Here is a 23,727-nt window from a genome sequence, read left to right as displayed (position 1 = left end):
AAGCATAAGGAATATGCTTTGATTTAATTATATGAAAAGGAGTTCATATGAGCACTGGTAATACTTTTAATAATATCCTTCGCTGCCACTGCATCAGTGTCAGATTAAATAATGAAGAGTTGTCGCTTCTGAATGAAAGACGTGGCAGTCATCGCAAAGGTGAATGGCTGCGTATGGCGTTTCTGCACAACCTCCCTGCCATTATCCCCCCTATTAATCTCGAAGCATGGAAAACCCTTGGTGAGATTTCACAGAAGCTGAACAGACTGGTCGCTCATCTGGATAGCAAGAGCAATGATAGTTCTCTCTCACAAACTGAACTCTTTGCAGTGAAGCGTCAGATCTCAGAGCTTCGCACAAATCTGATCACCGATAATATGTGGAGTGCTTCCCATGAAGGGAATGCAGAAAATCAAGCGAGGTAAAAACTTCGCTGGTGTTGTTCTCTACGCATTAAAGCCAGACTCTCACCATAAATGCACACCTTATGTCATTGGTGGGAACATGCTGGGAAATGAAGCCGGAGATCTGATCGCCGAATTCAATACCACCAAAACGCTTCGCCCGGATGTTACTAAACCCGTCTGGCATAATTCACTTCGGTTACCGAAAAGCGAAGCGCTGACAGATGCTCAGTGGTCAGAGATTGCTGATGATTACATGTCCCGAATGGGCTTCTCTGAAACGCATCTGAGATGCTATGTCCTTCATGATGACGAAGCAGGCCAGCACATCCACATTATTGCCAGCCGTATCGATCTCACCAATGGAAGCCTTTACTTGGGCAAAAATGAAAACCTCATCAGCACTCGTATCATTCAACAGCTTGAACGCGACTATTCACTAAGAACCAAAGGACCAGAATTGGTAGCATCACCATCCCCAGCTTCGCCCTTCCCTCCTTCGCTATCCAGAAAATCCCCGCCCCAGAAACCGATGGGCGCAACACCAAAACCTAAAAAGCTGTCACGTAACGAAGCGATGATGGAGAAGTATAGAGGAGAGCCATCACCCAAATCGGTAATCCAGGAAGCCTTGGAAGCATTACTTGCCGGTAAACCATCAACGACTGAATTTGTGACACAGCTTGTGGCACGAAACATAACGGTAGTCCCGAATATCGCTTCTACCGGAAAGATGAATGGATTTTCATTCGAATATGCTGGGATTGCTTTCAAAGCTTCGCAATTAGGTAAATGTTATTCCTGGTCTACCCTACAAGACAAGCTCGATTACCAGGCGGAACGCGATAATGCTTTCCTGTTTGAACTGAAAATGCCCTCAGTCAGTAAGGCATCGGTTAGCGAAGCTCTTGATATGACCATAGCTATAGATACCCCTGAAATCTTCAAAGCAGACGTTAACAGCCCCATCGAAACGCTTACCCTCAATAAGGAAGCCGGTCAGGGCAAATACGCTATCAATTATCCCAAAGCGCTTCTCTCTGATGCTGATGCTGATGCTGATGCTGATGCTGAAGAAGTGTATGCAACCGAAGCAGTAAAAGAAGCTGGTGTAGATGCTAAAGAAACGCATACAACCGAAGCAGCAAAAGAAGCTCACCACAGAAAACCCCTCTCTATGATTCAGACCGGCTTCAGATGGTTGGAAACCATTCCCTACCTCAACATCATCCTTGGCATGTTGAAAAAACTCAAAATCCCTATGCTCAAACGCCCCAGAAAACACAACACCATCACTGGCGTGAAGATGATAGAAATTACGGCAACACCAAAAACCACCATCCAAACTCCGCAAAAACCGCACCCATCATCATTCCAAATGTAGGGCTGAGAAGCCGTCCAGCAAGCCTTTCTTCATACAAAAAACACAAGATTAACGATCGATATAAACGATCTATATTTAATTTATGATAGCCTTTGACTATCGCAAGTAAACCATCGATCGTTATAAGCGATTTGCTTTGTTTGATCACAACTGTTCAAAATGTAGCTGTTCCTTTTCCCATAATAGACTGATTTAACTGGTCTATTTACTTATTCAACTAACGATATAGGCTCAGCAATGACAAACCTCGCCTCATTTTCAGTCTCTGACTGCTTCATACGAATATGACTTTCACATTGATTCGCTATTAAGGAAATTTGTATGAGCATTTTTGCTATGAAACGCTTCTGGATTGCAGTATCGCTCCCCGCACTTATCGCATTATTGATGGGAAAAAGTGGATTCGTTCTCACAGGGATTATCTGGCTTCCTGTCAGTGTTGGTCTGCTCATTTGGGCGTATTTCACGAACCGACGCGACAAAAAAGCGTTAGCCGTGCTTCAGCCTCAAAAAAAGAAAATTTCTCCACCTGAAAAAGTCAGTGGCTTCATGAAATTTATTAATTTTTTCAAAATGAAGCGTCTTTGGATCGCCCTTGCTCTGCCAATGTTTCTTTCGCACTTTGGCACGACTGAAGATCTAATCTCTATCGGATTTTTTTGGATCCCAATCTGCGCTATTTTATTTTTCACGGCATTAGGCTCTTACATTCTTAAATTAAGCAATCAAGCCACTGTCGATAATTTTAACGATGATAATGATGGTTGTTATAGTCATACGCTTCTTAATTCATCAATGAAGCTCGATAGCAACAAAAGACTCATTTTCCTCAAAGATGGGAATAATGAAAAGATCTACTCATTTGATGATCTTAAAGAATGGAAATATAACATCAGTCATGGGGTTGAAATTGAAGATGCAGGTTTAAGCATTACTGCTAAAAATATTAATAATGTTCGCATGGCAAAAAACCGAAATGAGACAGGTTTTTTTATTAGTGTAAGAGATATTCAAAATCCAGAATGGCACATCAGATTTTTCCCTAAGGAAGGCTCTTTTAAATCTCAGATTGGGTTCAATGACCTGCGTAAACAAATGAACCAGTGGATGGAAGTGTTCGATCAGGTTGTCAATGAAAATTAAGGTTAAAAACCCATGAAAAAAATCATCATCGTATTGGTATCACTCACTCTCTCTGGATGTTATTCCTTCGGTAATCAGACTCTGAAAAATGTAACGCAGGAAGACGTAAAAGCTAAAATTGTAAAAGGAAAAACCACCAAGGCAGAAGTATTAACCGCCTTTGGTGAGCCGGATAAACGTATCGCCTCAGATGATGAGGAGAAATGGTCTTATTCAATGCATAACTACCGCAGTAAACCAACATCATATATTCCGATTGTAGGAATACTGACTGGCGGAACGGATATTGAAGAAAAATCAATTCTCATCACGTTTAAAGGTGAGAAAGTCAGTTCGTATGAATTCACTGCCGGTGCCAGTGAAATGAAAAGCGGTGTGTTTTAAATAAAATACTGCCACATCAGGGAAAGCATCAGCCCGTAGCGTCGAAACTACGGGCTTTTTCATCACATCCTACAACCACTTCTCTTAACGCTCATTGAGGCTCTTATCAGCCTGTTGGCGTCATACTTCTTTTTCTCATGCACGTAGATTCGCTCGGTTCTTCCACCGTTGTTGATGATGAAACTGATGATGGAAAGAAAGACTTTATTCAGACGAGCTTTATCAATCAAATCATCACTGATTTTCTCGATATGGCAGTAGTAAGAGAGAAGCAAAAAGCTTAGCACCACTTCTCTGTTTGAGAATGTCAGATTTTCTATGTCCTGCTGATATTTAATATAAAATCCGGCACAAAAAAGATAAGACTGCTCGGTGATTTCCGCTTCTGAAAAGCCCGATTCATCGAGCTTATCAACAAACCTGTCCAGCAACAGCAGATACCTTTCCATTAAACTCATATTTATTTTTTTCATAACTATGCATCCTTGCATTTAAATTATTAATATTGTCATCCTGACAACGTATCAATATCACCATTAAATTAAAAATCAAGCACCCGTAAAAATATATTTACGCTACCTGCTTTCGTTTATAGTCACTTTTTTTCAGGTAACGGTTCATTAAGTTGGTGCGATTTCACCCCATATTTATTGGCGTTATACTGCCACAGGGAAAACTGCTCTTTATAACGGTTGTTTTGCTGCTCAAGCATTGCCATCTCGTTTTCAATATGTCGTATTCTCTGTGCTGCAATTTTCAGGCTGGCGGGTTTCTTTGGTTCAACGCGGCTTGTCTGTATCATTTTCTTTTTCATTAAATAGGCAGTCACGATATCTTTATGCATATTCAATGACTGACGACTGGGTTTCTTTCCGATAAATTTTTCAACTTCGATACAAAGCGCTTCCCATGTTAATTTTCCTTGCCAGCCCTGAAGCGTTTTTTTAATGACTGTGATATCTGATGATGTTAAATGTTTTGCCATACGGCCTCCTGATGATTAATTTTTATAAGATATTTTCATTTTTTGCTCTGCATTTTCTCTAAAACAGATAATACGGCTTCGTGGTGAGCCACCCATTTATCCGCACCAAAATACGCGTCTTTCACTGCCTTTTTCGCCATCCGAAGGTGCTGACGGATTTTTTTGACAGGCTCATGCCCGTTCATTCCTCCTGCCCAGCCGTAATGCAACGTGCTGGCTAATTTCTTGCAGGGGAGCATCAGGTAGTCATGAACACAATAACCGTTGGGGGTGACGTGAACCGCACCGTGATCCGGCTCTTCTGTGATAACCGGAATACTGACAGGCAGAGCATAACCATGAGCCCCCAGCTTCAGCGCTTTGATTTTCTCGTGCATCTCTTCCTGAGAGACATGATTATAGGCACGGTTCTGCATGACACTGACTCTGCCTGACCATTTGGCGATCTCCATTTCTGAAAGTTCCCCCTGATGCGCCAGCGTGTTGAGAAGGTGCCTCGGCTGATGGGAGCGCAGAAATAAGGGGTTCCCCTCATCATCGGTATAACCATGACGTGCAAAGATATTCTTCACCGTGCCGGAAGGTCTCATCTTTGCAATATCAGAGGCAAAGAAATGATACGCTGGCCTGCAAATCTGAACGTCCCGCGTCTCCCTTTTCTCACAGCCCTGATATTTGTTCAGCAGACACAGCGCATTGCTATATCGCACAGACTTTTCTTTATCAAACCAGGGAAAATCCGCAGGCAGACACGGCATCACCTTCTCGTTTACAGAGCGTGCAGCAGTCTTAGGTTTTGCTGAACATGTTTGATTTTCTGCCCGTTTCGCTATTGAACGGGCGTTTTCCGACAGAAGACGTAACCGGCTGACCGCTTTTCTGGCAACCGGCACCATAACATCAGGCACCCACTTGATAGTGGCCCCATAGCCCTTGACGGCATGAAAGCGAAGCCCGTAACGCTCCACGCCATTTTTATCTTTCCGGGTGATCTCACAGTCTGCCGGTAATGCCAGAATTTCTGAAATACGGTTTGGTGCGCACATCAGCAAAGCAAAGACCGAGGTGGTAAACAAATCCCGCTCACTGAGTTCATCATCCGGTCGTGAAAAAATTTCAGCGATAGCGAGTAAAGCCCGTTCGTCCGGTAATTTATGCTTTCTGTCCGGATCTTCTTTCTCAGGCAGGTAATGATTTTTGAAATCGGGTTTAGCCGGATTGCACCAGCGAAAAAAACCACAGCTAACGAAGCGGTGGGTCGTAAGAAACTGCGCCAGTTTTTCAAGCTGTGCGCCACACTGGTATAACACATTATCTTTATAATACTGTCTGGCGGTCTGCATCGCTTCATCCAGCACCAGAACCGACGTGTTATAGATATGGGCATTCCGGCAAACCTGCAACAGCGCTTTTTCCAGACACCTCAGTGCCATGAGTGCCGCACCGTGACTTTTGACCGGGCGTAACGCCTGCTGGTAACGGATATAGCTTTTGGCAAAAGAAATGAAATCGCTGTCCATGGCACATTCATTGCTGACTGCGCCTCTCCCCGTCCCCAGCTTGCAAAACGTTGCAATGCCTTTCCAGACAGGTGAATGCCAGTTTAAATCCGCACCAAATACGGTCAGCTTATCCCGGCAAAAAGCAATAAAATCACCGGTATTCTTTTCCGCACTCAACCCGGCCTGAGATTTGAATACGGTCACGTTACCCATGCGCCACCTCGTCATTATTCTGGTGAGTGAAAGGTCTGAAATAAAGGCACTGATGACACGGAATGGCTGTCGCACAGGATGAACAGCTTTTTACTTTCGGCTTTTCTTTCCCAAGAAAAACATCGGCAATAAAGGATAATTTGTCAGAAACAGCATCGTTAATCCTGACGACACTATCCGGTAAATTTTCAACATAAATCCCGGCACAGGCCGTGGAAGAGTGATCTAACAACTCTGCAATGTATTGCACATCATACCCGTCACGCGCCATCCTGGTGCCAAGGGTATAACGGAGTCGTTGGGGACTTATTTTCATGATTTCACCGGTTCTTTCAGAGATGACCTGCTCGGTATTAACCACGCTGATCAGTGCATCATTAACCCCGTTTCGGGAAGCATGAAGTCTGTCCGACGCCAGTAACGCCGTCATATTCTGACCTTCGCTCAGACGACATTGCGACTCACACAGAAAAACAGGCACATCCTCTTTTTCTGCCGGTTGAAGCGCCCTGCCGATAGCCTTCTCAATCCGGCTTACCGACGCCTCTGCCTGTTGCCTGACAATATCAAACAGATATTTATCAACGTTCAGGAGCCTGAAGGTCCTCCTGAATCCGCCCCCCTGTTTGATCCTGGGGAAGTTGATGAAATAGCCGGAATCACTATTATTCTCTTCTTTTATGTCCTGATATTTTAATGAGGTGATTTGCAAGGGTCGTCTTCCGGTCAGGCTGACCAGCAATGCCATTGCAGACTCAGACAGCGTGATCCTGCCGTTTTTCCCGGCATGGTGGATCGCCCTGTTTAATCCCTTATGCTCCATATCTGTTAAGGGGCCCCTTTCAGGCTGACGAATCCCCAGAAAACAAGACAGGCATAGAGTTTTATGATCTACTGATTTTCGCCAAAAAATTCAATGAGATCACCCTATGCCTGTCCGTAAAGTATGCCAGACTTTTTTCCATAACGCTTTAGCTTCAACGCATCAATACCGACAAAATGCGCTCATTGACTCAACCACTGCGTTGATAAACGGTGCGACGCTTTCGCTCACCAGTATCGGGCGCCATTTGCCCGGTGCGGCTCGTGTGAAAGATAAAATAAAACGGGTTGACCGCCTTTTGGGAAATTCTGCGCTTTATAACGATATTCCGAAAATATTTAATCAGATTACGTCCATGATGACCAAAAACATGCCGTGGTGTGCTATTGCCGTTGACTGGAGTGGCTATCCCTCTCAGGAATTTCATGTCCTGCGTGCCAGCCTTGTCTGTGATGGTCGTGCTATCCCCTTGATAAGCCAGATTGTTCCGTCGAAAAAGCAAAACAATGTTCTGATACAGAATGCCTTTCTTGACGCGCTTGCCAGTGCCATCGCTCCGCAAACGAAAGTCATCATCATCACCGACGCGGGCTTCCAGAGTGAATGGTTTCGGCGTATCAAATCACTGGGGTGGGACTTTATTGGCCGCATCCGGGGAAACGTAAAATTTTGCCTTCATCATGACAAAGAAAACTGGCTGAGCGTGAAAGACTGCAAGGAAACGGCATCTGCGGAATATCTGGGAATAGGTACGCTGGCGCGTTCAAAAAAAGCGCAATGCAACGGATATTTTTATCTTTATAAAAAAACGCCGAAAGGCCGAAAAAGCCAACGTCGCAAAGGGAAACCGAGCCATCCCACAACAGAAAAAGAGCAACGAGCCTCAGCCAAAGAGCCGTGGCTGATATTTACCAGCACAGAGGAATTTAAGCCCCGTGAAATCATGAAGCTCTACAGCAGACGCATGCAGATTGAACAAAACTTTCGGGATGAAAAGAGTGAGAGATTTGGCTTTGGCTTACGCGCCTGTGGAAGCAAAACAGGTGAGCGGCTTTGGGTGCTGAGTCTGCTGGCGACACTGGCATCCATTGTACTCTGGTTATTAGGATATCATTTTGAAAATAAAGGACTTCATCTTCATTATCAAGCGAACAGCCTTAAAAGTCGAAGAGTGATATCGTTTTTGACACTGGCGGAAAATGTACTGCGGCATTCACCGCGAATAATCGGGCGGGTGAAACTGGAGAGTATTTTAGCCCAACTCACCAGCACCTACCGAAGCATGGTGCTGGTTTATTAGCGATGATTTTGTGGGGATCCCTCAGCCCATAAGGGCCACCTATTAAAGTGAATTAGCAATTACATGATAATATAAACTTTTCTTATTCCCTCCTCCATTCTCATTAAATCGATCCCAATAAACAGAAAAACCAGATTCAGTTACATTATAAGGTCTTACCGTATAGGCATTTGGACCCGAATATCCGCCGAAGTCATTTGCTAAAATGAAAATCACCCCGTTAGTTTTTACAGGAAAAGAAATGGTTTGATTCGTTCCTGTAATAACATCTACTCTCGCAAAAATTTCTATCACTCGATCTGAGTATTTTCTCCAATAGAATCCTGAACCAGAACCAGTTTCAATGATTTCCCGCAAACCAAGGTTTGCGGGAGTTAAAGTAATATCCGCCGAACCATCAAATACCACACCGTTGATTTTACGCGGTGTGGCTAATTTTGTAGCTGCAACAGCAGTTCCTGCGACAGGTAGCGCTCCAATGTCAGCAGGAGTCGGTTTATTTTTTGAGCTATAAACTCGAGCCCCTTTTTCTGAAAGAATGCCTTCAACCTCAACATTCTGGGACATTTGAACGTCACCTGACTCAAGGTGAATTCGAAATGGTCTCAGGGCATTGTAATTGCCATATGGATCTCCCTTATTTGTTAGCAGGGTATAAAAAGCCGCACCATCATTACGCATATAAACGCCATAATCACCGTAACTGATGCGATAATTATCAGGCTTAGCGGATGTGAGTTCCCCAGTTAATGTACCGCCGGAAAATGGTATCGCCCCCACATCTGCAGCAGTAGGCAAGTTGCGCGTATTATAATCCCGCCGCCAGCCTGGGGAATAATTATCACCATGATTAATATAGGTAAACTGCGCATTGGGTATTGCCCCAGCGGCAGTCACTGTAGAAGGCGTAGTGATACGAATAGTCATCGCCGCTTCTGTTCCAAACACTTCAATAACCGCGCCAGCCAATTGAATATTACCGACGCCCGTATCGGTAATAATTTTATTCCCTGCGTAATACCATCCACCTTTACAAACCCAATAGGGATGGTTGAATGCCTCCTGACTCTTCAACCAAGCAATAAAATCAGAAGTTTTCCACGCACCATTATCACCGCCAATGTTTATCGCTCCGTGAAAAGCACGGGCAGCGCCAATATTTTTAATAAACAGATTCTTATCCGCAATATCCGCACCGTTCTGATCTTTTGCCAGTTTTCCCGCTAATGCATTCAACACCGTCGTTGAGAACTTCGGATCGTTGCCCAATGCATTGGCCAGTTCCTGTAAGGTATCCAATGCTGCTGGGGAACCATTCACCAACGCGGTAACAGCCGCTTTAACAAATGCGGTTGTCGCAACTTGTGTATCATTCGATGTTTGTGCCGCCGTTGGTGCCGTCGGCTTACCCGTCAATACTGGGCTCGCTTTTGGTGCATATTGCGTATGTGGATCAGCCGCTGCATTGTGTGCATTCAGTTTATTCGCAGCCTCGGCTTTTACATCAGCGATAGCATCCAGCACCGTCGCCGAAAAATTCGGATCGTTACCAATCGCCTTCGCTAATTCCTGCAATGTATCCAGTGCCGCTGGCGCACCATTCACCAACGCCGCAGCAACAGATTTCACAAACGCCGTCGTTGCCACTTGCTGACTATTACTATCCGTTGCAGGCGTTGGCGCTTTTGGCGTGCCGGTAAAGGTTGGGTTCTCCTTCGGCGCATATTGCGTATGCGGATCGGCGGCGGCGGCGTGTATCGCCAGATCGCTGCCCGTTTTTTCCTGCTCTTTTTTCAAATAGCGGGTACGACTGGCCAATTCTTTAGCCTGTCGGTTTGAGACGCCGTCCGGTCCACCCACGACCGGATCCGACGTTTCGATTTGGTAAATGCCGTCAACCCATTGCGGGTTCTCTGACAAATTCGCCATGTTCAAGCGCTCCCATGATTGTAGTTACTGTCGTATGTCGCCGTCCGGTTGTAGCGGATAGGCACTTCCCAATATTCGATGCTGGCCAGGTGACACCGTGCTGGGGCAAACATCCCAATGGCATTGCGTAACATTCTGGCCTGATCGTTGGTGATCGGTTGTTTTAGCAGCACGCGATAGACCGCCCACGCCGCTTTGTCGCCGTGTACATAAAGGTTGTTGTAGGTGGTTTCCCCGTCGTAACTCAGGCGACCGATGTTCTCAATCAGCGTGCTCTCGCCGAAGCCGAAACGGCGGATGATCTCTTTAATGCTCCACGGCGTTCCTTTGCTGCGATGCAGATCGATAGCGGCCTTGATCAACGCACGTTTGGAATCATCCGATTCCGCCAGTTCCCATCCGTCGCCAAACAGCGAGAACTGTTCGGCTAGCCAAGGCAATGCGCTGCTATCGGCAATATCGATCAGATAAACCAGTAAGGTATTCAGATCGATGTCATCGAAGCGGTCGGCTAACTCCGCCAGCGAGCGAAAGCGGGCGTCGGCAGCAAGAGGCGGTGGCAGCAGTCGTAGTGAATCAGCCATTCGACACCCCGACGACGCTGACATTGATGCCCGTGCAGTTCGCCCATTCGCTGTCATCAAGCACCATCAATGACGGTGAAACGAGTTCCACCTGATACACGCCGGGAATGGAAAGCGTGGCGATAATCTGGCTCGGAACAATATCGCGCCCCAATGTGGCGGTACGGGTTTCAACCCAGGCTTGCACGGCTTTCTCCGCCGCAGCCTGAACGACACTAGCCTGTTCACCGTTGAACAGCGTCAATTTGGCATTGATGGCGTAATCCACCTGCGTGGGGGATTTAGCGGAGACAAAATCCGTCAGCGGGCGCACCTGCTCGTCGGAGCAAAAGCTTTCCACCAGCGAGAGCAGGCTGCTGTCCGGCAGACCAGTGCTGAGCAACGGGTACAGCACCACCTCACCCGGTTCCGGTGACATCACCGCGACATCAACAATGTTTTGGTGCGCCCGCATCGCATGGAAGCGATACGCCAGTTTCGATCCCGCGGTGCTAAACGACTCCGGCGCCAGTTGAACGCGTTCCCGCAGGCGATCGTCATCCTCTTCCGCAGACCCACCGCTGCTTTTGGTGATATTGACGACACGTAAATCGCTGTCGCCAATCTCATCCAGCAGCGTACTGATCTGGGCTGGCAGCCAGTCATTGCCCACTTCGCCACTTTCGGTACAGGTCGCCATTACAGTGACGCCGCTGCCGTTCACTCTCAGTAGCGCATCGCTGTCGGTGGAGAACATTACGCTGTCCGATGCGCTAACGCGGGTGCCTGCTGGAATCAGCAAATCGCTGACTAACGGCGCTTCGGGGGTAAAACGCAGCTCTGCACGCGCCGGCTGCGCCGCCAAACGGGAGACGCCGACCAGTTCTGCCAGATAATCCAGCATCGGCGCACGAGCAAACGCGACCAGGTTCTGCTTGGCGGCTTCCTGGACCGCGCTACGCAATAAAGTTTCCCGGTAAGCAAAGAGGTTGATCAGCAGGCGTTCGGCCTGCGCTGGATAGAGTGTTTTCCCTGAGTCAGCTTCATATTTCGCGATCATTTCGGCGGTAATCTTCGCCGCGTCGCGTTCAATAAAATTGGGTTCTGTCAGCGCCATAACAACTCCGTGGTCTGTGTCGCGCCGTTAGCGGTTTTCCAGCTAACGTGCAGCGTCAGGTGAGCCCCATTCACAGAAGGTTTAACCGCCAGTAACTGGCAGCGAGGTTCCCATCGTTTGATCGCTTCTACCGATTCCCTGACGACATGCGGGATCGCACGATCGATCGGATAATCGAGATACAGATGTAGATTGCTACCAAAGTCAGGCCGATGTGGGTCGCTGCCGCAGGGTGTCCGCAGGATGATGTGAATCGCCTGCATGATATCTGCCGTTCCTTCGACGATTTCGCCAGAACGTTGCAGCGCCGGTTGCCAAAAAACAGATTGAGTTTTCATAGGGGGCTATTGTCGCCCCCGGTGAGAGGAAGGAATTGTAAAACGGTTTAGAAAAATACTAGTGCGAGTGATGGTTGGAGTTGCCACCCGCGTCCATCACACTGCCGCTGGCGCTGACGTTGCCGGAGATATTGACATCACCACTGAGGCTGGCACCGCCGGAACCGGACATCCCGCTCTCGTAGGTGAGCTGTCCTTGTACCAGCAGCTTACCCGTCACCGTCGTCTCTGGCGCATTGATAGTGACTTTCTGAGCGTTAACCACCACGTCAGTGCCACTGCTAATTGCAATATGCTGCACGCCGCCGTTGATCGTTAACGTATGCGTTCGGCGATCGTATTCAATGTGCGCGCCGTCAGCGAACGTTACCGCCCTTTTGTCCTTATCTGCCAGCGTTGGCACATCAACAGCGGAGTAAATCGCACCCAGAACCAGACCATCTTCGCCGTTGCCGTCCAGCAGAACTTCGACCTGTTCGCCAATATCTGGCAACCAGTAATCCTTATTGTTCTGCGTATTGCGCTGTAATACCGGTAGCCAGGCCGTTCGCAGATTGTCGCACTCAGGTAAACGGACGCGCACCATAACGCGAACCTCATCCAGCGCACTGATCGTGCCAATTCGACGAGATAAACTCATAACCCCACATCCTTTTTACTCTTAACCGTTTGTGTTGTCTGGCTGCCATCAGGATGGTAAGTCACCAGCGTTTTTCCGCTGTCCGACTTACGCTTGCCTGCCGTAATCGGTCCGCGCGTCACACCGATCTCGGAGGTATAACCACTACCCCGTTCCAGAACATGGCGAGCCGATTCGATCAACCACTGACCAGAAAGCTGGCCGAACGACACCAGTTCAACTTTATTCCCCGCCGCCAACTGTGGGCTGCCCATCAGCGTCATCGATCCCGTTTGCTGCTTTTCGTTATGCGCATCCAATGCGGCATCCGTTTTCATCCGCACGCCAGAGGCATCCGCCGCGCGGGCATTAACTTTCAGCGTATCCGCGCTGGTCTCGGCGCCAGCAGACTTCATTTCGCTTTTCACGCCTCCGTCAGCTTCATAAACCATCAGTTTCTTTTCACTCCCTTTCTGATATTTCGTCTTGGCGTTTTTATAGACGTGGCTGATGGTGTCGCGCAGTGAAAAACGCGCGACATCCGTTGGCTTGATTTGTCGAACAGGCGCCTGGCTGCGCAGCGTTGCCAGATGGGAAAAAATCAGTTGGTCGCTGACCACTTTCACAACATAGCCATATTCGCTGGCGAGCCGCTTTAGAAAAGCGACATCAGTTTCCGCATATTGCGTAACACGATCGATCTTGATGATTTGAATCTTGCCTACCAGCATCAACTGATGCTTTTTCGCGATGCGTGTCGCAATGGCAGCTAGCGTCGTATCTTCAAAACCGCGGTTTGACTTGGTTCGCAATGCACGGTTGACCGATGTCGCGACGCCGCGAATCATCACTTCGCTGGGCGGTGCGCTAACCTCAATTTCATCTATCGAGAACGTGCCGCAGTTAAACAGCGTTTCACCGCGATAGCCTAGCTTGAGCGATAACGTATCGCCCGTACCGGGATACCACTTATCCATCCAGCGGCCGTCGGTATCGTCGAGCCTGACCTCGATCGAATCCGACTCATTCTTGATGCTGTCGGTATACGTCACGCTGGTGACATACGGCGCGATATCATTGGTAATGTCTTTCTGCTGATACCACAGGGTGAACGCGGGTTGCAGCACGTCCGACACGGCGGGCGAGAGCAAGGTTAATTCTTCCGTTAACGCAGCCATGGTGGGGTGTCCTCCGCGTTGCTGGCTTCTGCCTGTTCAATAATCGGAATCAGCACCACCAAGCCTGATGGCAACAGCGGCACAATCGGAATATGCGGGTTCGCGGCAATAATCCGCGGATAGCCGAGCGGATCGCCGTAATACCGATAGGACAAGGTATCCCAGCGTTCGCCTTGTGTAGTGATATGTTCAAGGTGCATATGCTTCAACCCTCTTCACGATTTCCGCCGTCAGTTTGCTCAGCGCAGGTTCCGCGCCTTTAAACGTGTCGCTAGCTGCATCAACATGTTTACTGATGGCTTCCACCCTTTCGATGACGTTTTTACTGTCGACGCCCTGCAACAAGTCGGCAACTTGCCTGACCTGTTTCAGCACATCATTCGCCGCTTTATTCACCGCCGTAATTTCAGGCATCATCTTCTCTACCTGAACCGCGGCATCAGAAATGGCTTCTGCCGTTTTTTTAAACGCAGGCTCCACCTCACTTAACGGCGTCAATACATTTCCGACTTGCGTTAACAGCCCGGGAACTTGCAACAGCGCCGTTTCGGGATTTTTCTTCATCCGCTTGACAATCTGCACCGTGGTTTTCGCCGCTTTAAAGGCAGACTGCGCCTTCTTGGCATACGTAACGGCCGTACGTAACGAGGTCGCAAAGTCGTTCACTTTCTCAACAGCCTTGGTGATTGCACTGACGTTAGGAACAGGCGTCTGTATCGCCGGCGGCTTGAGCGGATTCTTCGGATCGCCAATGTATTCGCGCAGCGTCAGCTCAGCATTCATAGCCAATACGTTGCCCTTCGCGTCGGTATGCTGGCTGGTCGAGGTCAGTGCAGTAATCACAAACCAGCCGCGATAGTCCCCATTACCGAAGACCAGCGCCATCGCCTGATGCGCTCGCATCGCTTCATTCAACCGCTTCAGTTCCACATCCGGCGTGCAATATTGCTGGTGAAACACCAGGCTAATACGAATTTCGTCCAGCTTCGCGCCGATGAATTGCAGACCGGGTTTACCTTCAATACGGCTATGCTCGGCGTAATCTGCCCCGAATGACGTATTAAAGCCGTCCCAATAGGCGGTTACTTTAAATTCAATATCTCCTAATACCGCAAACATCAGGCATACCCCCTGCGCTCACGCTGAGTGAGCAGCTTGTTCAACATATTTTCCAGTTCATTCATGCTAAGCGTCAGCGTCTTCGTCATTTCAGGCGTTGGCGCAGCCTTCTGGCCGTTGAGATAAATGGTGGGTGAGAAAGCAACCTGAACACGTTCGGAAGGGGCTGCGCTGACTAACTTACCTTTCGCGCCACCGACAGATGATGTCATTGCAACCCGCTGTTGCGGGGTTGGCATTGTGTCCTCAGTCTTAGGTGATTCAACATGCTGCGTCGGCTGTAGCGACAATGCAGATACTTGAGTGGGTTGCAGAACGGGTGGAGTCATAACACTGGCAGCCACAGATTGACCGCTGGCTTCTACAGACACTTTCTTCGAGCCGATACCCAGAAAGTCTTTAACGCTATCGGGAATAAACTCATCGATCGTTTTCAGGACATTTTTTAGCTCAGGGAAATAACTGACCAGCCCCTTAACCAGGGAATCAATAATCACGCCACCGAGCTCACTGAGGCTGCCGGGAAGCTGAATCCCCAGTTCGCTAACAGTATCAGCAAAGATGGAATACAGCACACCGTAGGGTGACCAATCGAGCAGTAAAGCGGTAATACCTACTACGCCACCGGATACCGCATCACTGAGCGCTTCCAGACCCGCATCGAAAGCATTGCCAATTTTTGAACCGAGATCTTTGAAAAATGCAGCGATTGGATCAAAGTAGTAGTAAATCAAAGCAACTGCCCCCACAATCGCGGTAATTATCCAGCCAATTGGTGTTGTCAGCAGCAAACGCCCCAGCACCAATATTGCTCGGCCTGCCATCATCAAGCCGCTGCGTAACACACCGCCAAGCATGCGCCCTAATGTTCCGGCTCCGCCAACCAGCCAGTTCAGCGCCGCTCCCACACCTTGTAATACGCCCGTCGTTCTTAATCCCGCATTGAACAATTGCCAACCGCGCTGAACTTGCAAAATACCGCCCCAAACGCTCTGCAAAGGCGATAACAGCGTGGTCATCCCCAACTTCGCCCCGCTCAATGCCATTCTGAACGCGAAGAAACCGGCAACGGCCATCACGATCCCGCGAACCAGTTCAGCGTTCGCTGCCGTCCAGGTCACCAATTGATCCAAAATAGGAATCAGTATGTCGCTCAAGGAAACCAATACCGGCGTCAGTGCTTCTCCCACATTGAGCGCAATGTTCATCACTGACGTTGTCATTTGATTCCAGCGCGCGGTCAATGTGTCATTCTGTCGGGCGAAGTCGAGACCCAGCGTTTGCGTGGCCGCCGGGCTATTCATCCGCTGCTGGTTTGCTTGATAGCTCTGCCAATTCTGTTTCATCGACATCGCATGATTGAGCGCTTCTGGTGTTCGGAACACCTCCTGCAAGCCGTAACGCTGCATTAAGCTTTGCTGTGCGTCCACGTTACCCGCCGCCATGTCCCAGCGTTTCTGGAATTGACTGCCTTTGCTGTCGATCAACTGATTGCCAATCAGAACCGCTGCGTCGTACTGTGAATATCCATCTTTCATATGGCTTTTCAGCAACGCGTTGTAATTCACGCCCGCTTTGCCGTAACTGTCAGCAATGTCGGTTCGCCCCACGGCATTCATAAAGCTCTCCAGCCGGGCAGCCGTGTTCGCTTCCGTATCCGTGCCTTTTGTCGCACTCAGACTGGAAACTAACTGACTCAGCGCCTGATTGCCTGTCGCCCCCATCGCCGTAAATCCTGGAGCCAGCGCCGTCGCGTATTGCGCCATCGACGCCATGGAAAACCCTTGCTTAGTCCCCGCCAGCATGCGGGAGAAGGATTCCTCCAGCGCTTTCGCTCCTTTCAGGTTAAACACGCCATCCAATGTGGCCGAAAGCGCGGTAAGATCGGACAGCGCCGCGCCAGAGGCCGTTGACGTTTTCCCCAGCACCTCGGCTACATCCGTTACCTGCTCTTTTGACATACCGCGAGCAAGCAGCTGTCCGGTACTGCTAAGCAGCGCATCCGGCGTTTGGTTTACGCGTTGAGAAGATTGACGTAGCTTCTGCCCCATCAACTTTTCCTGCTCGCTCGATATCCCATGAGCAACGCTGATGTCGCGCAACTGCGCCTCGAACGACGCATAGCGTGTAACCGACGCCACAATTGGCTTCATGACAGAACCGAACTGTTCGCGCTTAGTCTTAAAGTCACTAGCGAGTTCACTTCGACGGCTACGTAGCGTTTCCTGACGTGACTGGCTACTCTCCAGCCGTTCCTGATTGGTTACCAATTTACTTAATGACTGGCTCAGTCGGGATGTCACTTGTGTGCTGCGCAAACTGACATTGCCAAAACGTTCTAGCGACTGATTAAACAGACGCTGCCACTCCTCAGCTTGTTTGAGTTTATCGCTAAGTGGCTGCAGGGATTTTTTTGTGTCATCCAGCGTGGCGCCAAACGCCCTGCCCAGCATGACACCGTTTAAAAGCATATCCACGGTTCACTCTCATTTAGAAAAACCCCTTACGGGGCGGATCGGAGACGGCGGCTTGCGCCGCTCCAGCTTGGTTTCCCCATCACAAACCGGGGATAAAACGAGGAAAAGGGCGGTAATCAGCAGGAGAAGAAGACAGGTGGTGAGGGAGTAAAACGGCCAGCGTCCTATCGCTGGCCGGGTTAGGGTGGATGGTGGACTCAGTAATCATGTCAGTTATCAGTCTTCCTCACCGTTCTCACGTTTTATCTGTTCGCTGGCTTCATCCAACCAGCGTTCAAAATCGTCCAGTTCCAGCGCATCAATTTCACTCGGCTGAAAGCGAAACCACCTCGCCAGTAGCGCCTGCGCTTTCCACAGCAGCGCCGGCTGCGTTATCCAACCCAAGTAGCTGCTGAAATCGTTTTTGCAGCGCCATATAGTCCTGCGCGTCCATCTCATCGATGTCTTCCGGCACCAGACCGGTCATGCGCGACAGCAGTGCGTCGTCCCAGTTGCTTGGGTCATCGCTGATTTTTTTTACCGCTTTGATGTCTTTGACTTTCAGACGCTTGAGCGAAATGGACTCCACGCGTTGGCCAGCAGAGGTGGTGTAAGGGAATTGCAGAGAATAGGTTTCAGTGTGCATAACGGCTCCTTAGTAAATGTCGGGAGCAGTATCGCGTGCAGCGAGGAATAACGATTTTAAAGTGAATTAGAAAACGAAAATGGCGGGCATAAGAAAGGGGCCGAAGCCCCTCTCATTACGATAACGCGAACATTGATAATTAATGATGCAGCTCATCTTCTGCATAGAAGCGAACAACACAATTGCTTAGCGGGTAAGAGGTATCAGTCAGAAAGAAGCCGGCCGCTTTCTGGTTGTCATCTAAATAGGAACCATCGCTTTGATCGACTTGACCAGAAATCAAACGTGCTACCGATGAAGGATCCGCGCCAGCACGGCTGGAATACGGTAAATCAAAACCTGCTTCTTCCCCCGCATCCAAAATGTAGACATCTTCGCGGCATTGAAAATGAATATTATTTTCCAAGTCGATAATATCAAATACTTTTGCTGACATAGTCACCTCATTGATTGATAGAAACGCCCGCCCTACTGGCGAGCCTGGAAGATAAATTAACCGCCGATATTGGCACGGTAGCTGTTCAGTTGATCCACGCCGCCCACCATGAAGATGTTGGACATATAATCCAGCTCCAGCAGGTCTTCACCGTTCATCACCTGCTTGATGTAGGTGCAGTTGAATGCGCTGCTGAAATCCGGGTTTTCATGCTGCTTGAACGTACCCAGCGGATTCTTTTTGAACATGATGGTCATGTACGTCACCAGCGGCACTTCTTCGATACGGCCTTGAGAGCCGTAGCGTTCCACGCTGGAGCGGCACTGTAGCGCCAGCGACTGGTACGGGTTCGCCGCCGCCAGCATTGCTTCGCGGTAGAAGGAGTTCCATTTGATCTCACCTTCCAGTTTGTCGAAGCCCGCAGGCAGTTCGATCTTACCGACCATACCCAGCGCCTTGTGCTCCTGCATGATCATGGAGACATCCGGCAGTTTGATTTCCTGCGCACGCCCCAGCAGGTTGGTGCCGTTGATGTAGATGTTGGCGTTGGTAATACGGTTTACTTCAATTTTCCCGGCCATCAGTTAGTGCCCTCCAGCGTTACCAGGTATTCCGAGGTGATCTCCGTCTCAAAGGTCAGACGCTCAAGCGGTGGCGGCGGAGTGAATTTGTAGTTAAGCAACAGGTGCCCTGCCGCCAGCTCGGTTTGCTCGTTACGCGCGGCATCGAACCAGCACTTAAAGCCCAGCAGCGCACCATCGCCGATCAGCTTGCGACCATAGGCGTTGACCGATTCCACCAATGCGTCGATCAGTGCCTGGTTGATCGGCATGTCGATGTACTGCTGGCTGAAATAGCGGATGGATTCGTTAATCACATCGCCAGTACGACGCACGTTTTCGAAGTTCTTCATGTGCGTCACGGTTGGCCAGGCGGCGGTGCGGTTACCCCACAGACGCAGGCCGGAGCCGTAGCTGTTGAAAATGGTGCTGATGCCCTGCTCGTTCAGCAGGTTCACTTCACTCTGCGGATCGTCAATCATCGCGGACAGCTGGCGCTCTACACCGGTGATCCCTTTGATTTCCTGGTTGGACGACGACCACCAGAAACCTTTTTCCAGATCGACTTTGGCACGCAGGCCAGCAGCACGCGCCGATAGCGGTTCCAGACGTTCGCTGTTGGTTTCCGCGTCGTACACTTTGACGTGCGGATAGCACAGACGAGCGCGTTCAGAGCTGGTGTTGAAGTTGATCGTGCCTTCCGGGCCACGGCCGCTCAGCGCCTGCGCAAAGGTGGTACCGATTGGCGCATCGATATAGGCAATCGCGCCCAGTTTGTCCGCCAGTGCGATCAGCTCGGTCGTTACGCTATTTTGCGTACAGAACACCGGCGAAATCAGAATCTTGGCAAAGAAGCCGTACAGGTTGTAGGTATCGTTCAACAGCTTCATACCGGTACGTTTGCCCGCGGCGTTGATGCTGCCGATGATGTCGGCGGCAGTCACTTTCGTGACATCAGCAAAGTCATAAAACGCGCTGACTACAGCAGCGGCATCGATATTTTTACCCAGATTTTTCAGTACGCCAGTTTGTGCATCCAGCGTATAGTCCTGACCTTCGACAAACGGCTGACTGCCTTCCGCCGCCGTCAGCACCAGTTTGGCAACCACACGGTTCGCCAGTTGCGCCGTACCGGTCGCTTTGTCAAAGATGACTTTTTCTGCGTTCACCGACGATTTGTGTTTCACCGGATCCAGCACGTTGATAACCAGAACCGTACCCGCACCGTGATCGTAAATCGCATCCAGCGCCTGCGGGATCGTATAGCCGCCGAACTGGCTACCAAACTGTGCCGCGTCTTTTTCGGACAGGCACAGCGTAACGTCATTGACCGCACCCTGTGGCGCCGTACCAATCAGCCCAATCACCGCAGATTTGACGGTTTTCACCGGACGAGCACCGGTTTCAACTTCAATCGTTTCTACACCGTGTAAATAATTAGCGGCCAAGGGTCACCTCCGTTTCGCTATCCGCCAGATTCTGACCCGCGACAGGCAGCAAATAGCCCAGCGCGATCAGCGTTTTCACATACTCATGATCTGCCGGCAGTTCAGTCACCTGAGCGGGCCAAAGCAGAATTTCCTGACCATCTGCCAGCGTGACGCCGCTGGCAGGGCCGGTATAGCGATACTTCATGCGTCTTTCTCCTCATAATTAACCGTGGTAAGCAGCGGACCATCCGTCTGCTCGCGGTCTTCGATAAAAAGGGTTTCAGTGGTGCAATCGATGGCGTAATGCCAGCGTCCTTCGGTGTAGCCAACATAACGGTCACGAACTAACCGAATACCGCGATGGCAGTCACGCAGTCGGTATCCTCCCAGCGCCTGACGGACGGTATCGAGCGTGGCCAGCACGCCGTCTTCGCCATCCAGCTCGGGCAACAACACAGCGACCATCAGCTGTGGCCGCTGCGTCTGAACCGGAGAATCCGCATCTTCCGGTGCGGAAAACTCGGAACCGCGATACCCCACCAGAACGTCGCCAGCCGTCAGAAGCTCTGGCCCGGTCAGAATGTTTTCTGGACAGGACGCAATCCGCCGTGCCGGTAAGTGCTGCTTGAGGCGGGCTATCACCGCATCGATAATTGGTCTGGTATTCATATCCGTTCACCCGCTGTGTTGATGGCGTCCTGTTTTGGCGACGCATCGTGTTGATGGCGCTAGTATCCGGATAATGGTTGGCGGCGGCTTTTAATCTGTTTTAGAAAAAACAGCGACGTGATTTATTTGAAAAATAACGGCTAATACCATGAAAAATAAAAATTATTTCGATAAAAAAAACGCCAACACAATCGTGCTGGCGCAGAGAAATATGGCGACACTGACAACGCGCAAAGGCAGAAGCGCAAGCCATGCAATGGGATTACCGATCCCAGTATTTTTCAGGCCGGGCGATGCCAACCATACAATCCACCGCATATTCCACGACATCCACGCCAAGACGGGTGAGATTCGCCAGCCAGACGCCGCTCACCTCCTTGGTTAATACCGCCATCTTGCGATCGGCTAGGTAATCCAGCGCATGACGTAGCTCCAGCGCAGAGGCATCGGCATACAGCCGCTGCATCAGCGCCAGCAGGAACATTTCATTCGCGGTGTAAGGGCGTGTTTTATTTAATGCGATCAGCAAATGCCAACGCATCGATTCCTGCCGAATACGCTGCGTGTCAGCCATGATTGCCTCCCACATGCCGCTGCTGCACTAACTCCAGTTTATTGTAAAGTGCATCCAGTTTGGCTTCGATGACCGTCTGACCACGGATGTAATCCTCACGTCGCACATAGATCAGCGGTAAATCAGCGCGAAATTCCAGAAACTCACGCTCCAGCCGCGTCCATCCTTGCTCGCTCTTTTGGCGCGCATTTTCCAGCGCGGCAAAACGCTCGTTCAGCCGTTTTTCAATCTGGGTAAGCAGAATCCGCCCAGCGGCAAACAGGAAGCTCATAAACGACAACAGCAGGCCGACCAGCGACCAGAACTCCACTTCAATCTTCACGTGTTACCTCCCTTGCCTGTTGTAACGCTTCGATGTAATCCAGCAGTGCGTTAACCTGCGCGCTTAGCGCCTGGTAGCGTTCTCCGTTGTCACTGATATTGGCGAGGATATCGCGCTGGGAGACGCCTGAAGGTTGTAATTCGGCGTCAGCGGCTGCGCCGGAACCGGGCGCTGCGCCAGTGCGGCGGGCAGCGGCGGTAATGTCTGTGGCACCGTCGGCGGACAGACCGAAAGCGGCGTTGTAGTGCTGCACGAAGCCACGAGTAAACACGCACTGCACAGGCTGAACTTTGCCTTTTTCGTCAATATATTGCTGAGTAACATGATCGATCTTCCGTTGCAGGGCGGCGTTATCCGCCGCCAGTTTTTGACGCGCAGCGAGATAGCGCTGTTCGAGTTGGTTCCCACGCGCTACCTGCTGCTGGTATTGCTCTGCCGCCGCACGTGATAGCTGGTTCTGGGTTTCGGCTTGCTGCTGCTGTAGCAAGTTGAATGCCGCCAGCTGTTTCGCCAGCGCGGCATCTCCCAATGCTTGTGCCAGTTGATAACCCTGATGACGCCCCGTCAGATAGACCGCGAGTAGCAGCACAACAGCAAACAGAACCGTGACCACGCGCGGCGAAAGAAGGGATTTCAGGCTATTGATAAACAGACTATTCCACACAGCTCGCCCTCCCCCAGCTCAGATACCATGGCGCCAACTGATGCAAAATACGATCGGGATAATGACGGTTCTCACGCCAGTTGGCGGCACTGCGCCCGGCATTGACGGTTTCCACATGGCCGAACCAGCGAAGGATGTCCTTCTCGGCAATCTTCGCGCGCTGTTTATCACGCTGTAACCAGCCAAGCCCGCCGTTGTAAGACGACAACGTCATTGCCATGCGTTCGCAATCATTGCTGGCACTGATTCGTGTCCACAACCAGCGGTCATAACCCGTCAGCGCGCGGATAGCCCAGGCCGGATTAAACGGTTGGTTTGCCCGAAGTTCAGGAACGATACCGCTAAACCAGTCAGCGGTTGTCGGCATAAACTGAGCCAGCCCTTGTGCACCGACGGGCGAGACGGCCCGTGGATTCCAGCCGCTTTCCTGATGCAGTTGCGCGGCAAAGTCTGCAATCGGGGCATTCATGCCCCAATCCAGCCGTGCGCTGCGGATGACATCACTGCGGTACGCCTGCGCGGCACGAGGGATCGTATCTGCGCAGGCCACAGCACTTAACAGTATTGTTTTAAAAAACAGAATGATGAAAAAGTAGCGCATATCACAACCCCATCGCTACGCCGATGCAAACGGCTGACACAATCAGCGCACGCCGCAGCATCGCAGCTGCAAACACGGTGTGGTGGCCGTCCCGAACCGGGAAACGTCCGCGCGGCACAGGTTCATCACCTTGTTCGAGGAACAAACCGGGGCGCGCTTTAGGAAATAGCGAACGATCCAGCCAGTAACCGAGTACGGCGGCGAGTGAGATAAGCGAGAGCTTATAGACGGTGACGGGAAGCTGTTGTGGTGAAATCAGCCCGATGACAGCAAAGAGAAAAGCGGATGTCACAATCCAGCCGGTAAGACGCGGTTTTTTGATTTTTTTCACGATAAAGCCTCCTGATAAGAACGGAGGCCATTATGCA

At 50.2% G+C, this 23,727-nt stretch carries 31 protein-coding genes; 5 read left to right on the top strand and 26 right to left on the bottom strand.

Annotated features, from left to right (window positions below):
• The first annotated feature begins 47 nt into the window (after positions 1–47).
• The 4 genes from NAL19_RS08120 to NAL19_RS08105 all read left to right on the top strand — a co-directional run bounded on the left by NAL19_RS08120 (position 48) and on the right by NAL19_RS08105 (position 3,315).
• Positions 48–425 carry a hypothetical protein gene (locus NAL19_RS08120; RefSeq protein WP_263059368.1) on the top strand — a complete coding sequence of 126 codons (378 nt, stop codon included), beginning with the start codon at positions 48–50 and terminating at the stop codon, positions 423–425.
• Entirely contained in the window at positions 394–1,788 is a 1,395-nt protein-coding gene (locus tag NAL19_RS08115) for a relaxase/mobilization nuclease domain-containing protein (protein ID WP_263059367.1), read from the top strand. Before NAL19_RS08120 ends, NAL19_RS08115 begins: the two co-directional genes overlap by 32 nt.
• 321 nt (positions 1,789–2,109) lie before the next feature.
• Entirely contained in the window at positions 2,110–2,931 is an 822-nt protein-coding gene (locus NAL19_RS08110; protein WP_263059366.1) for a DUF4755 domain-containing protein, read from the top strand.
• A gap of 12 nt (positions 2,932–2,943) precedes the next feature.
• Entirely contained in the window at positions 2,944–3,315 is a 372-nt protein-coding gene (locus NAL19_RS08105; protein ID WP_263059365.1) for a hypothetical protein, read from the top strand.
• 62 nt (positions 3,316–3,377) lie between these two features.
• Here the strand turns inward: NAL19_RS08105 and NAL19_RS08100 are convergent, their stop codons facing one another.
• The 4 genes from NAL19_RS08100 to NAL19_RS08085 all read right to left on the bottom strand — a co-directional run bounded on the left by NAL19_RS08100 (position 3,378) and on the right by NAL19_RS08085 (position 6,838).
• A complete protein-coding gene (locus NAL19_RS08100; protein ID WP_263059364.1) occupies positions 3,378–3,788 on the bottom strand; it encodes a hypothetical protein in 411 nt (136 codons plus the stop codon).
• A gap of 122 nt (positions 3,789–3,910) precedes the next feature.
• Positions 3,911–4,300 carry a hypothetical protein gene (locus tag NAL19_RS08095; protein ID WP_014699398.1) on the bottom strand — a complete coding sequence of 130 codons (390 nt, stop codon included), beginning with the start codon at positions 4,298–4,300 and terminating at the stop codon, positions 3,911–3,913.
• Positions 4,301–4,335: 35 nt separating this feature from the next.
• Complete coding sequence (locus NAL19_RS08090; protein ID WP_263059363.1) at positions 4,336–6,015, bottom strand: DNA-binding protein; 1,680 nt, start codon at positions 6,013–6,015, stop codon at positions 4,336–4,338.
• Positions 6,008–6,838 (bottom strand): site-specific integrase, encoded by an 831-nt coding sequence (locus tag NAL19_RS08085; protein ID WP_263059362.1) that lies wholly within the window; start codon positions 6,836–6,838, stop codon positions 6,008–6,010. The genes NAL19_RS08090 and NAL19_RS08085 overlap by 8 nt, the downstream gene beginning before the upstream one ends.
• A 106-nt stretch (positions 6,839–6,944) precedes the next feature.
• Here NAL19_RS08085 and NAL19_RS08080 point away from each other — a divergent pair, with 106 nt between their 5' ends.
• The gene (locus NAL19_RS08080; RefSeq protein ID WP_225085167.1) at positions 6,945–8,138 is read left to right on the top strand and encodes an IS4 family transposase; all 1,194 of its coding nucleotides are present in this window, start codon (positions 6,945–6,947) and stop codon (positions 8,136–8,138) included.
• Between the two features lie 42 nt (positions 8,139–8,180).
• Here the strand turns inward: NAL19_RS08080 and NAL19_RS08075 are convergent, their stop codons facing one another.
• The 22 genes from NAL19_RS08075 to NAL19_RS07975 form a co-directional block, all read right to left on the bottom strand.
• A complete protein-coding gene (locus NAL19_RS08075) occupies positions 8,181–10,067 on the bottom strand; it encodes a phage tail protein (protein WP_263059361.1) in 1,887 nt (628 codons plus the stop codon).
• A gap of 2 nt (positions 10,068–10,069) precedes the next feature.
• The gene (locus NAL19_RS08070) at positions 10,070–10,651 is read right to left on the bottom strand and encodes a phage tail protein I (RefSeq protein ID WP_263059360.1); all 582 of its coding nucleotides are present in this window, start codon (positions 10,649–10,651) and stop codon (positions 10,070–10,072) included.
• Complete coding sequence (locus tag NAL19_RS08065; protein ID WP_263059359.1) at positions 10,644–11,747, bottom strand: baseplate J/gp47 family protein; 1,104 nt, start codon at positions 11,745–11,747, stop codon at positions 10,644–10,646. The genes NAL19_RS08070 and NAL19_RS08065 overlap by 8 nt, the downstream gene beginning before the upstream one ends.
• Entirely contained in the window at positions 11,738–12,085 is a 348-nt protein-coding gene (locus NAL19_RS08060; RefSeq protein WP_181847671.1) for a GPW/gp25 family protein, read from the bottom strand. The genes NAL19_RS08065 and NAL19_RS08060 overlap by 10 nt, the downstream gene beginning before the upstream one ends.
• A gap of 58 nt (positions 12,086–12,143) precedes the next feature.
• Positions 12,144–12,725 (bottom strand): phage baseplate assembly protein V, encoded by a 582-nt coding sequence (locus tag NAL19_RS08055; RefSeq protein ID WP_225087741.1) that lies wholly within the window; start codon positions 12,723–12,725, stop codon positions 12,144–12,146.
• Positions 12,722–13,882, bottom strand: coding sequence for a phage late control D family protein (locus tag NAL19_RS08050; RefSeq protein ID WP_225087740.1), 1,161 nt, complete (start codon positions 13,880–13,882; stop codon positions 12,722–12,724). Before NAL19_RS08050 ends, NAL19_RS08055 begins: the two co-directional genes overlap by 4 nt.
• Complete coding sequence (locus NAL19_RS08045) at positions 13,870–14,082, bottom strand: tail protein X (protein WP_180741347.1); 213 nt, start codon at positions 14,080–14,082, stop codon at positions 13,870–13,872. The genes NAL19_RS08050 and NAL19_RS08045 overlap by 13 nt, the downstream gene beginning before the upstream one ends.
• On the bottom strand, positions 14,072–15,001 hold the full coding sequence (locus NAL19_RS08040) for a phage tail protein (RefSeq protein WP_263059358.1): 930 nt from the start codon (positions 14,999–15,001) through the stop codon (positions 14,072–14,074). Before NAL19_RS08040 ends, NAL19_RS08045 begins: the two co-directional genes overlap by 11 nt.
• Positions 15,001–17,472, bottom strand: a complete 2,472-nt coding sequence (locus NAL19_RS08035; protein ID WP_263059682.1) for a phage tail tape measure protein — start codon at positions 17,470–17,472, stop codon at positions 15,001–15,003. Before NAL19_RS08035 ends, NAL19_RS08040 begins: the two co-directional genes overlap by 1 nt.
• An 85-nt stretch (positions 17,473–17,557) precedes the next feature.
• Complete coding sequence (locus tag NAL19_RS08030) at positions 17,558–17,686, bottom strand: hypothetical protein (protein ID WP_263059357.1); 129 nt, start codon at positions 17,684–17,686, stop codon at positions 17,558–17,560.
• Positions 17,687–17,694: 8 nt separating this feature from the next.
• A complete protein-coding gene (locus NAL19_RS21680; protein ID WP_094431851.1) occupies positions 17,695–17,838 on the bottom strand; it encodes a GpE family phage tail protein in 144 nt (47 codons plus the stop codon).
• The gene (locus NAL19_RS08025) at positions 17,783–18,103 is read right to left on the bottom strand and encodes a phage tail assembly protein (protein WP_225087738.1); all 321 of its coding nucleotides are present in this window, start codon (positions 18,101–18,103) and stop codon (positions 17,783–17,785) included. The genes NAL19_RS21680 and NAL19_RS08025 overlap by 56 nt, the downstream gene beginning before the upstream one ends.
• Before the next feature lie 139 nt (positions 18,104–18,242).
• Positions 18,243–18,539 (bottom strand): 2Fe-2S iron-sulfur cluster-binding protein, encoded by a 297-nt coding sequence (locus NAL19_RS08020; RefSeq protein WP_263059356.1) that lies wholly within the window; start codon positions 18,537–18,539, stop codon positions 18,243–18,245.
• Positions 18,540–18,595: 56 nt separating this feature from the next.
• The gene (locus NAL19_RS08015) at positions 18,596–19,120 is read right to left on the bottom strand and encodes a phage major tail tube protein (RefSeq protein ID WP_005972713.1); all 525 of its coding nucleotides are present in this window, start codon (positions 19,118–19,120) and stop codon (positions 18,596–18,598) included.
• The gene (locus tag NAL19_RS08010; protein WP_263059355.1) at positions 19,120–20,547 is read right to left on the bottom strand and encodes a phage tail sheath subtilisin-like domain-containing protein; all 1,428 of its coding nucleotides are present in this window, start codon (positions 20,545–20,547) and stop codon (positions 19,120–19,122) included. The genes NAL19_RS08015 and NAL19_RS08010 overlap by 1 nt, the downstream gene beginning before the upstream one ends.
• Entirely contained in the window at positions 20,537–20,734 is a 198-nt protein-coding gene (locus tag NAL19_RS08005) for a hypothetical protein (RefSeq protein WP_180777048.1), read from the bottom strand. Before NAL19_RS08005 ends, NAL19_RS08010 begins: the two co-directional genes overlap by 11 nt.
• Complete coding sequence (locus tag NAL19_RS08000; protein WP_263059354.1) at positions 20,731–21,198, bottom strand: Gp37 family protein; 468 nt, start codon at positions 21,196–21,198, stop codon at positions 20,731–20,733. Before NAL19_RS08000 ends, NAL19_RS08005 begins: the two co-directional genes overlap by 4 nt.
• A 262-nt stretch (positions 21,199–21,460) precedes the next feature.
• Complete coding sequence (locus tag NAL19_RS07995; protein WP_225087733.1) at positions 21,461–21,772, bottom strand: hypothetical protein; 312 nt, start codon at positions 21,770–21,772, stop codon at positions 21,461–21,463.
• Positions 21,765–22,094, bottom strand: a complete 330-nt coding sequence (locus NAL19_RS07990) for a hypothetical protein (protein ID WP_180741352.1) — start codon at positions 22,092–22,094, stop codon at positions 21,765–21,767. Before NAL19_RS07990 ends, NAL19_RS07995 begins: the two co-directional genes overlap by 8 nt.
• Positions 22,084–22,758, bottom strand: coding sequence for a hypothetical protein (locus tag NAL19_RS07985; protein WP_263059353.1), 675 nt, complete (start codon positions 22,756–22,758; stop codon positions 22,084–22,086). The genes NAL19_RS07990 and NAL19_RS07985 overlap by 11 nt, the downstream gene beginning before the upstream one ends.
• Positions 22,748–23,359: a transglycosylase SLT domain-containing protein gene (locus tag NAL19_RS07980; protein ID WP_263059352.1), complete on the bottom strand. Its 612-nt coding sequence runs from the start codon at positions 23,357–23,359 to the stop codon at positions 22,748–22,750. The genes NAL19_RS07985 and NAL19_RS07980 overlap by 11 nt, the downstream gene beginning before the upstream one ends.
• Position 23,360: 1 nt before the next feature.
• Complete coding sequence (locus NAL19_RS07975) at positions 23,361–23,690, bottom strand: putative holin (protein ID WP_010281025.1); 330 nt, start codon at positions 23,688–23,690, stop codon at positions 23,361–23,363.
• Positions 23,691–23,727: the final 37 nt, after the last annotated feature.

This window comes from Pectobacterium sp. F1-1 (assembly GCF_025643735.1).
Taxonomy (GTDB): Bacteria; Pseudomonadota; Gammaproteobacteria; order Enterobacterales; family Enterobacteriaceae; genus Pectobacterium; species Pectobacterium colocasium.
Note: the sequence above shows the minus strand (reverse complement) of the source record. Positions and strands in the feature narration are given on the sequence as shown.

Coding starts and splice junctions, on each gene's coding strand:
- NAL19_RS08090 (WP_263059363.1), bottom strand. CDS start 6,015: ATGGGTAACGTGACCGTATTCAAATCTCAGGCCGGGTTGAGTGCGGAA.
- NAL19_RS08055 (WP_225087741.1), bottom strand. CDS start 12,725: ATGAGTTTATCTCGTCGAATTGGCACGATCAGTGCGCTGGATGAGGTT.
- NAL19_RS08070 (WP_263059360.1), bottom strand. CDS start 10,651: ATGGCTGATTCACTACGACTGCTGCCACCGCCTCTTGCTGCCGACGCC.
- NAL19_RS08100 (WP_263059364.1), bottom strand. CDS start 3,788: ATGAAAAAAATAAATATGAGTTTAATGGAAAGGTATCTGCTGTTGCTG.
- NAL19_RS08050 (WP_225087740.1), bottom strand. CDS start 13,882: ATGGCTGCGTTAACGGAAGAATTAACCTTGCTCTCGCCCGCCGTGTCG.
- NAL19_RS07980 (WP_263059352.1), bottom strand. CDS start 23,359: ATGCGCTACTTTTTCATCATTCTGTTTTTTAAAACAATACTGTTAAGT.
- NAL19_RS08030 (WP_263059357.1), bottom strand. CDS start 17,686: ATGATTACTGAGTCCACCATCCACCCTAACCCGGCCAGCGATAGGACG.
- NAL19_RS08035 (WP_263059682.1), bottom strand. CDS start 17,472: ATGCTTTTAAACGGTGTCATGCTGGGCAGGGCGTTTGGCGCCACGCTG.
- NAL19_RS08120 (WP_263059368.1), top strand. CDS start 48: ATGAGCACTGGTAATACTTTTAATAATATCCTTCGCTGCCACTGCATC.
- NAL19_RS08025 (WP_225087738.1), bottom strand. CDS start 18,103: ATGCACACTGAAACCTATTCTCTGCAATTCCCTTACACCACCTCTGCT.
- NAL19_RS08085 (WP_263059362.1), bottom strand. CDS start 6,838: ATGGAGCATAAGGGATTAAACAGGGCGATCCACCATGCCGGGAAAAAC.
- NAL19_RS07995 (WP_225087733.1), bottom strand. CDS start 21,772: ATGGCTGACACGCAGCGTATTCGGCAGGAATCGATGCGTTGGCATTTG.
- NAL19_RS08105 (WP_263059365.1), top strand. CDS start 2,944: ATGAAAAAAATCATCATCGTATTGGTATCACTCACTCTCTCTGGATGT.
- NAL19_RS08040 (WP_263059358.1), bottom strand. CDS start 15,001: ATGTTTGCGGTATTAGGAGATATTGAATTTAAAGTAACCGCCTATTGG.
- NAL19_RS08045 (WP_180741347.1), bottom strand. CDS start 14,082: ATGCACCTTGAACATATCACTACACAAGGCGAACGCTGGGATACCTTG.
- NAL19_RS08065 (WP_263059359.1), bottom strand. CDS start 11,747: ATGGCGCTGACAGAACCCAATTTTATTGAACGCGACGCGGCGAAGATT.
- NAL19_RS08115 (WP_263059367.1), top strand. CDS start 394: ATGAAGGGAATGCAGAAAATCAAGCGAGGTAAAAACTTCGCTGGTGTT.
- NAL19_RS08075 (WP_263059361.1), bottom strand. CDS start 10,067: ATGGCGAATTTGTCAGAGAACCCGCAATGGGTTGACGGCATTTACCAA.
- NAL19_RS08015 (WP_005972713.1), bottom strand. CDS start 19,120: ATGGCCGGGAAAATTGAAGTAAACCGTATTACCAACGCCAACATCTAC.
- NAL19_RS08000 (WP_263059354.1), bottom strand. CDS start 21,198: ATGAATACCAGACCAATTATCGATGCGGTGATAGCCCGCCTCAAGCAG.
- NAL19_RS08005 (WP_180777048.1), bottom strand. CDS start 20,734: ATGAAGTATCGCTATACCGGCCCTGCCAGCGGCGTCACGCTGGCAGAT.
- NAL19_RS08110 (WP_263059366.1), top strand. CDS start 2,110: ATGAGCATTTTTGCTATGAAACGCTTCTGGATTGCAGTATCGCTCCCC.
- NAL19_RS08060 (WP_181847671.1), bottom strand. CDS start 12,085: ATGAAAACTCAATCTGTTTTTTGGCAACCGGCGCTGCAACGTTCTGGC.
- NAL19_RS08095 (WP_014699398.1), bottom strand. CDS start 4,300: ATGGCAAAACATTTAACATCATCAGATATCACAGTCATTAAAAAAACG.
- NAL19_RS08020 (WP_263059356.1), bottom strand. CDS start 18,539: ATGTCAGCAAAAGTATTTGATATTATCGACTTGGAAAATAATATTCAT.
- NAL19_RS08080 (WP_225085167.1), top strand. CDS start 6,945: ATGCCTGTCCGTAAAGTATGCCAGACTTTTTTCCATAACGCTTTAGCT.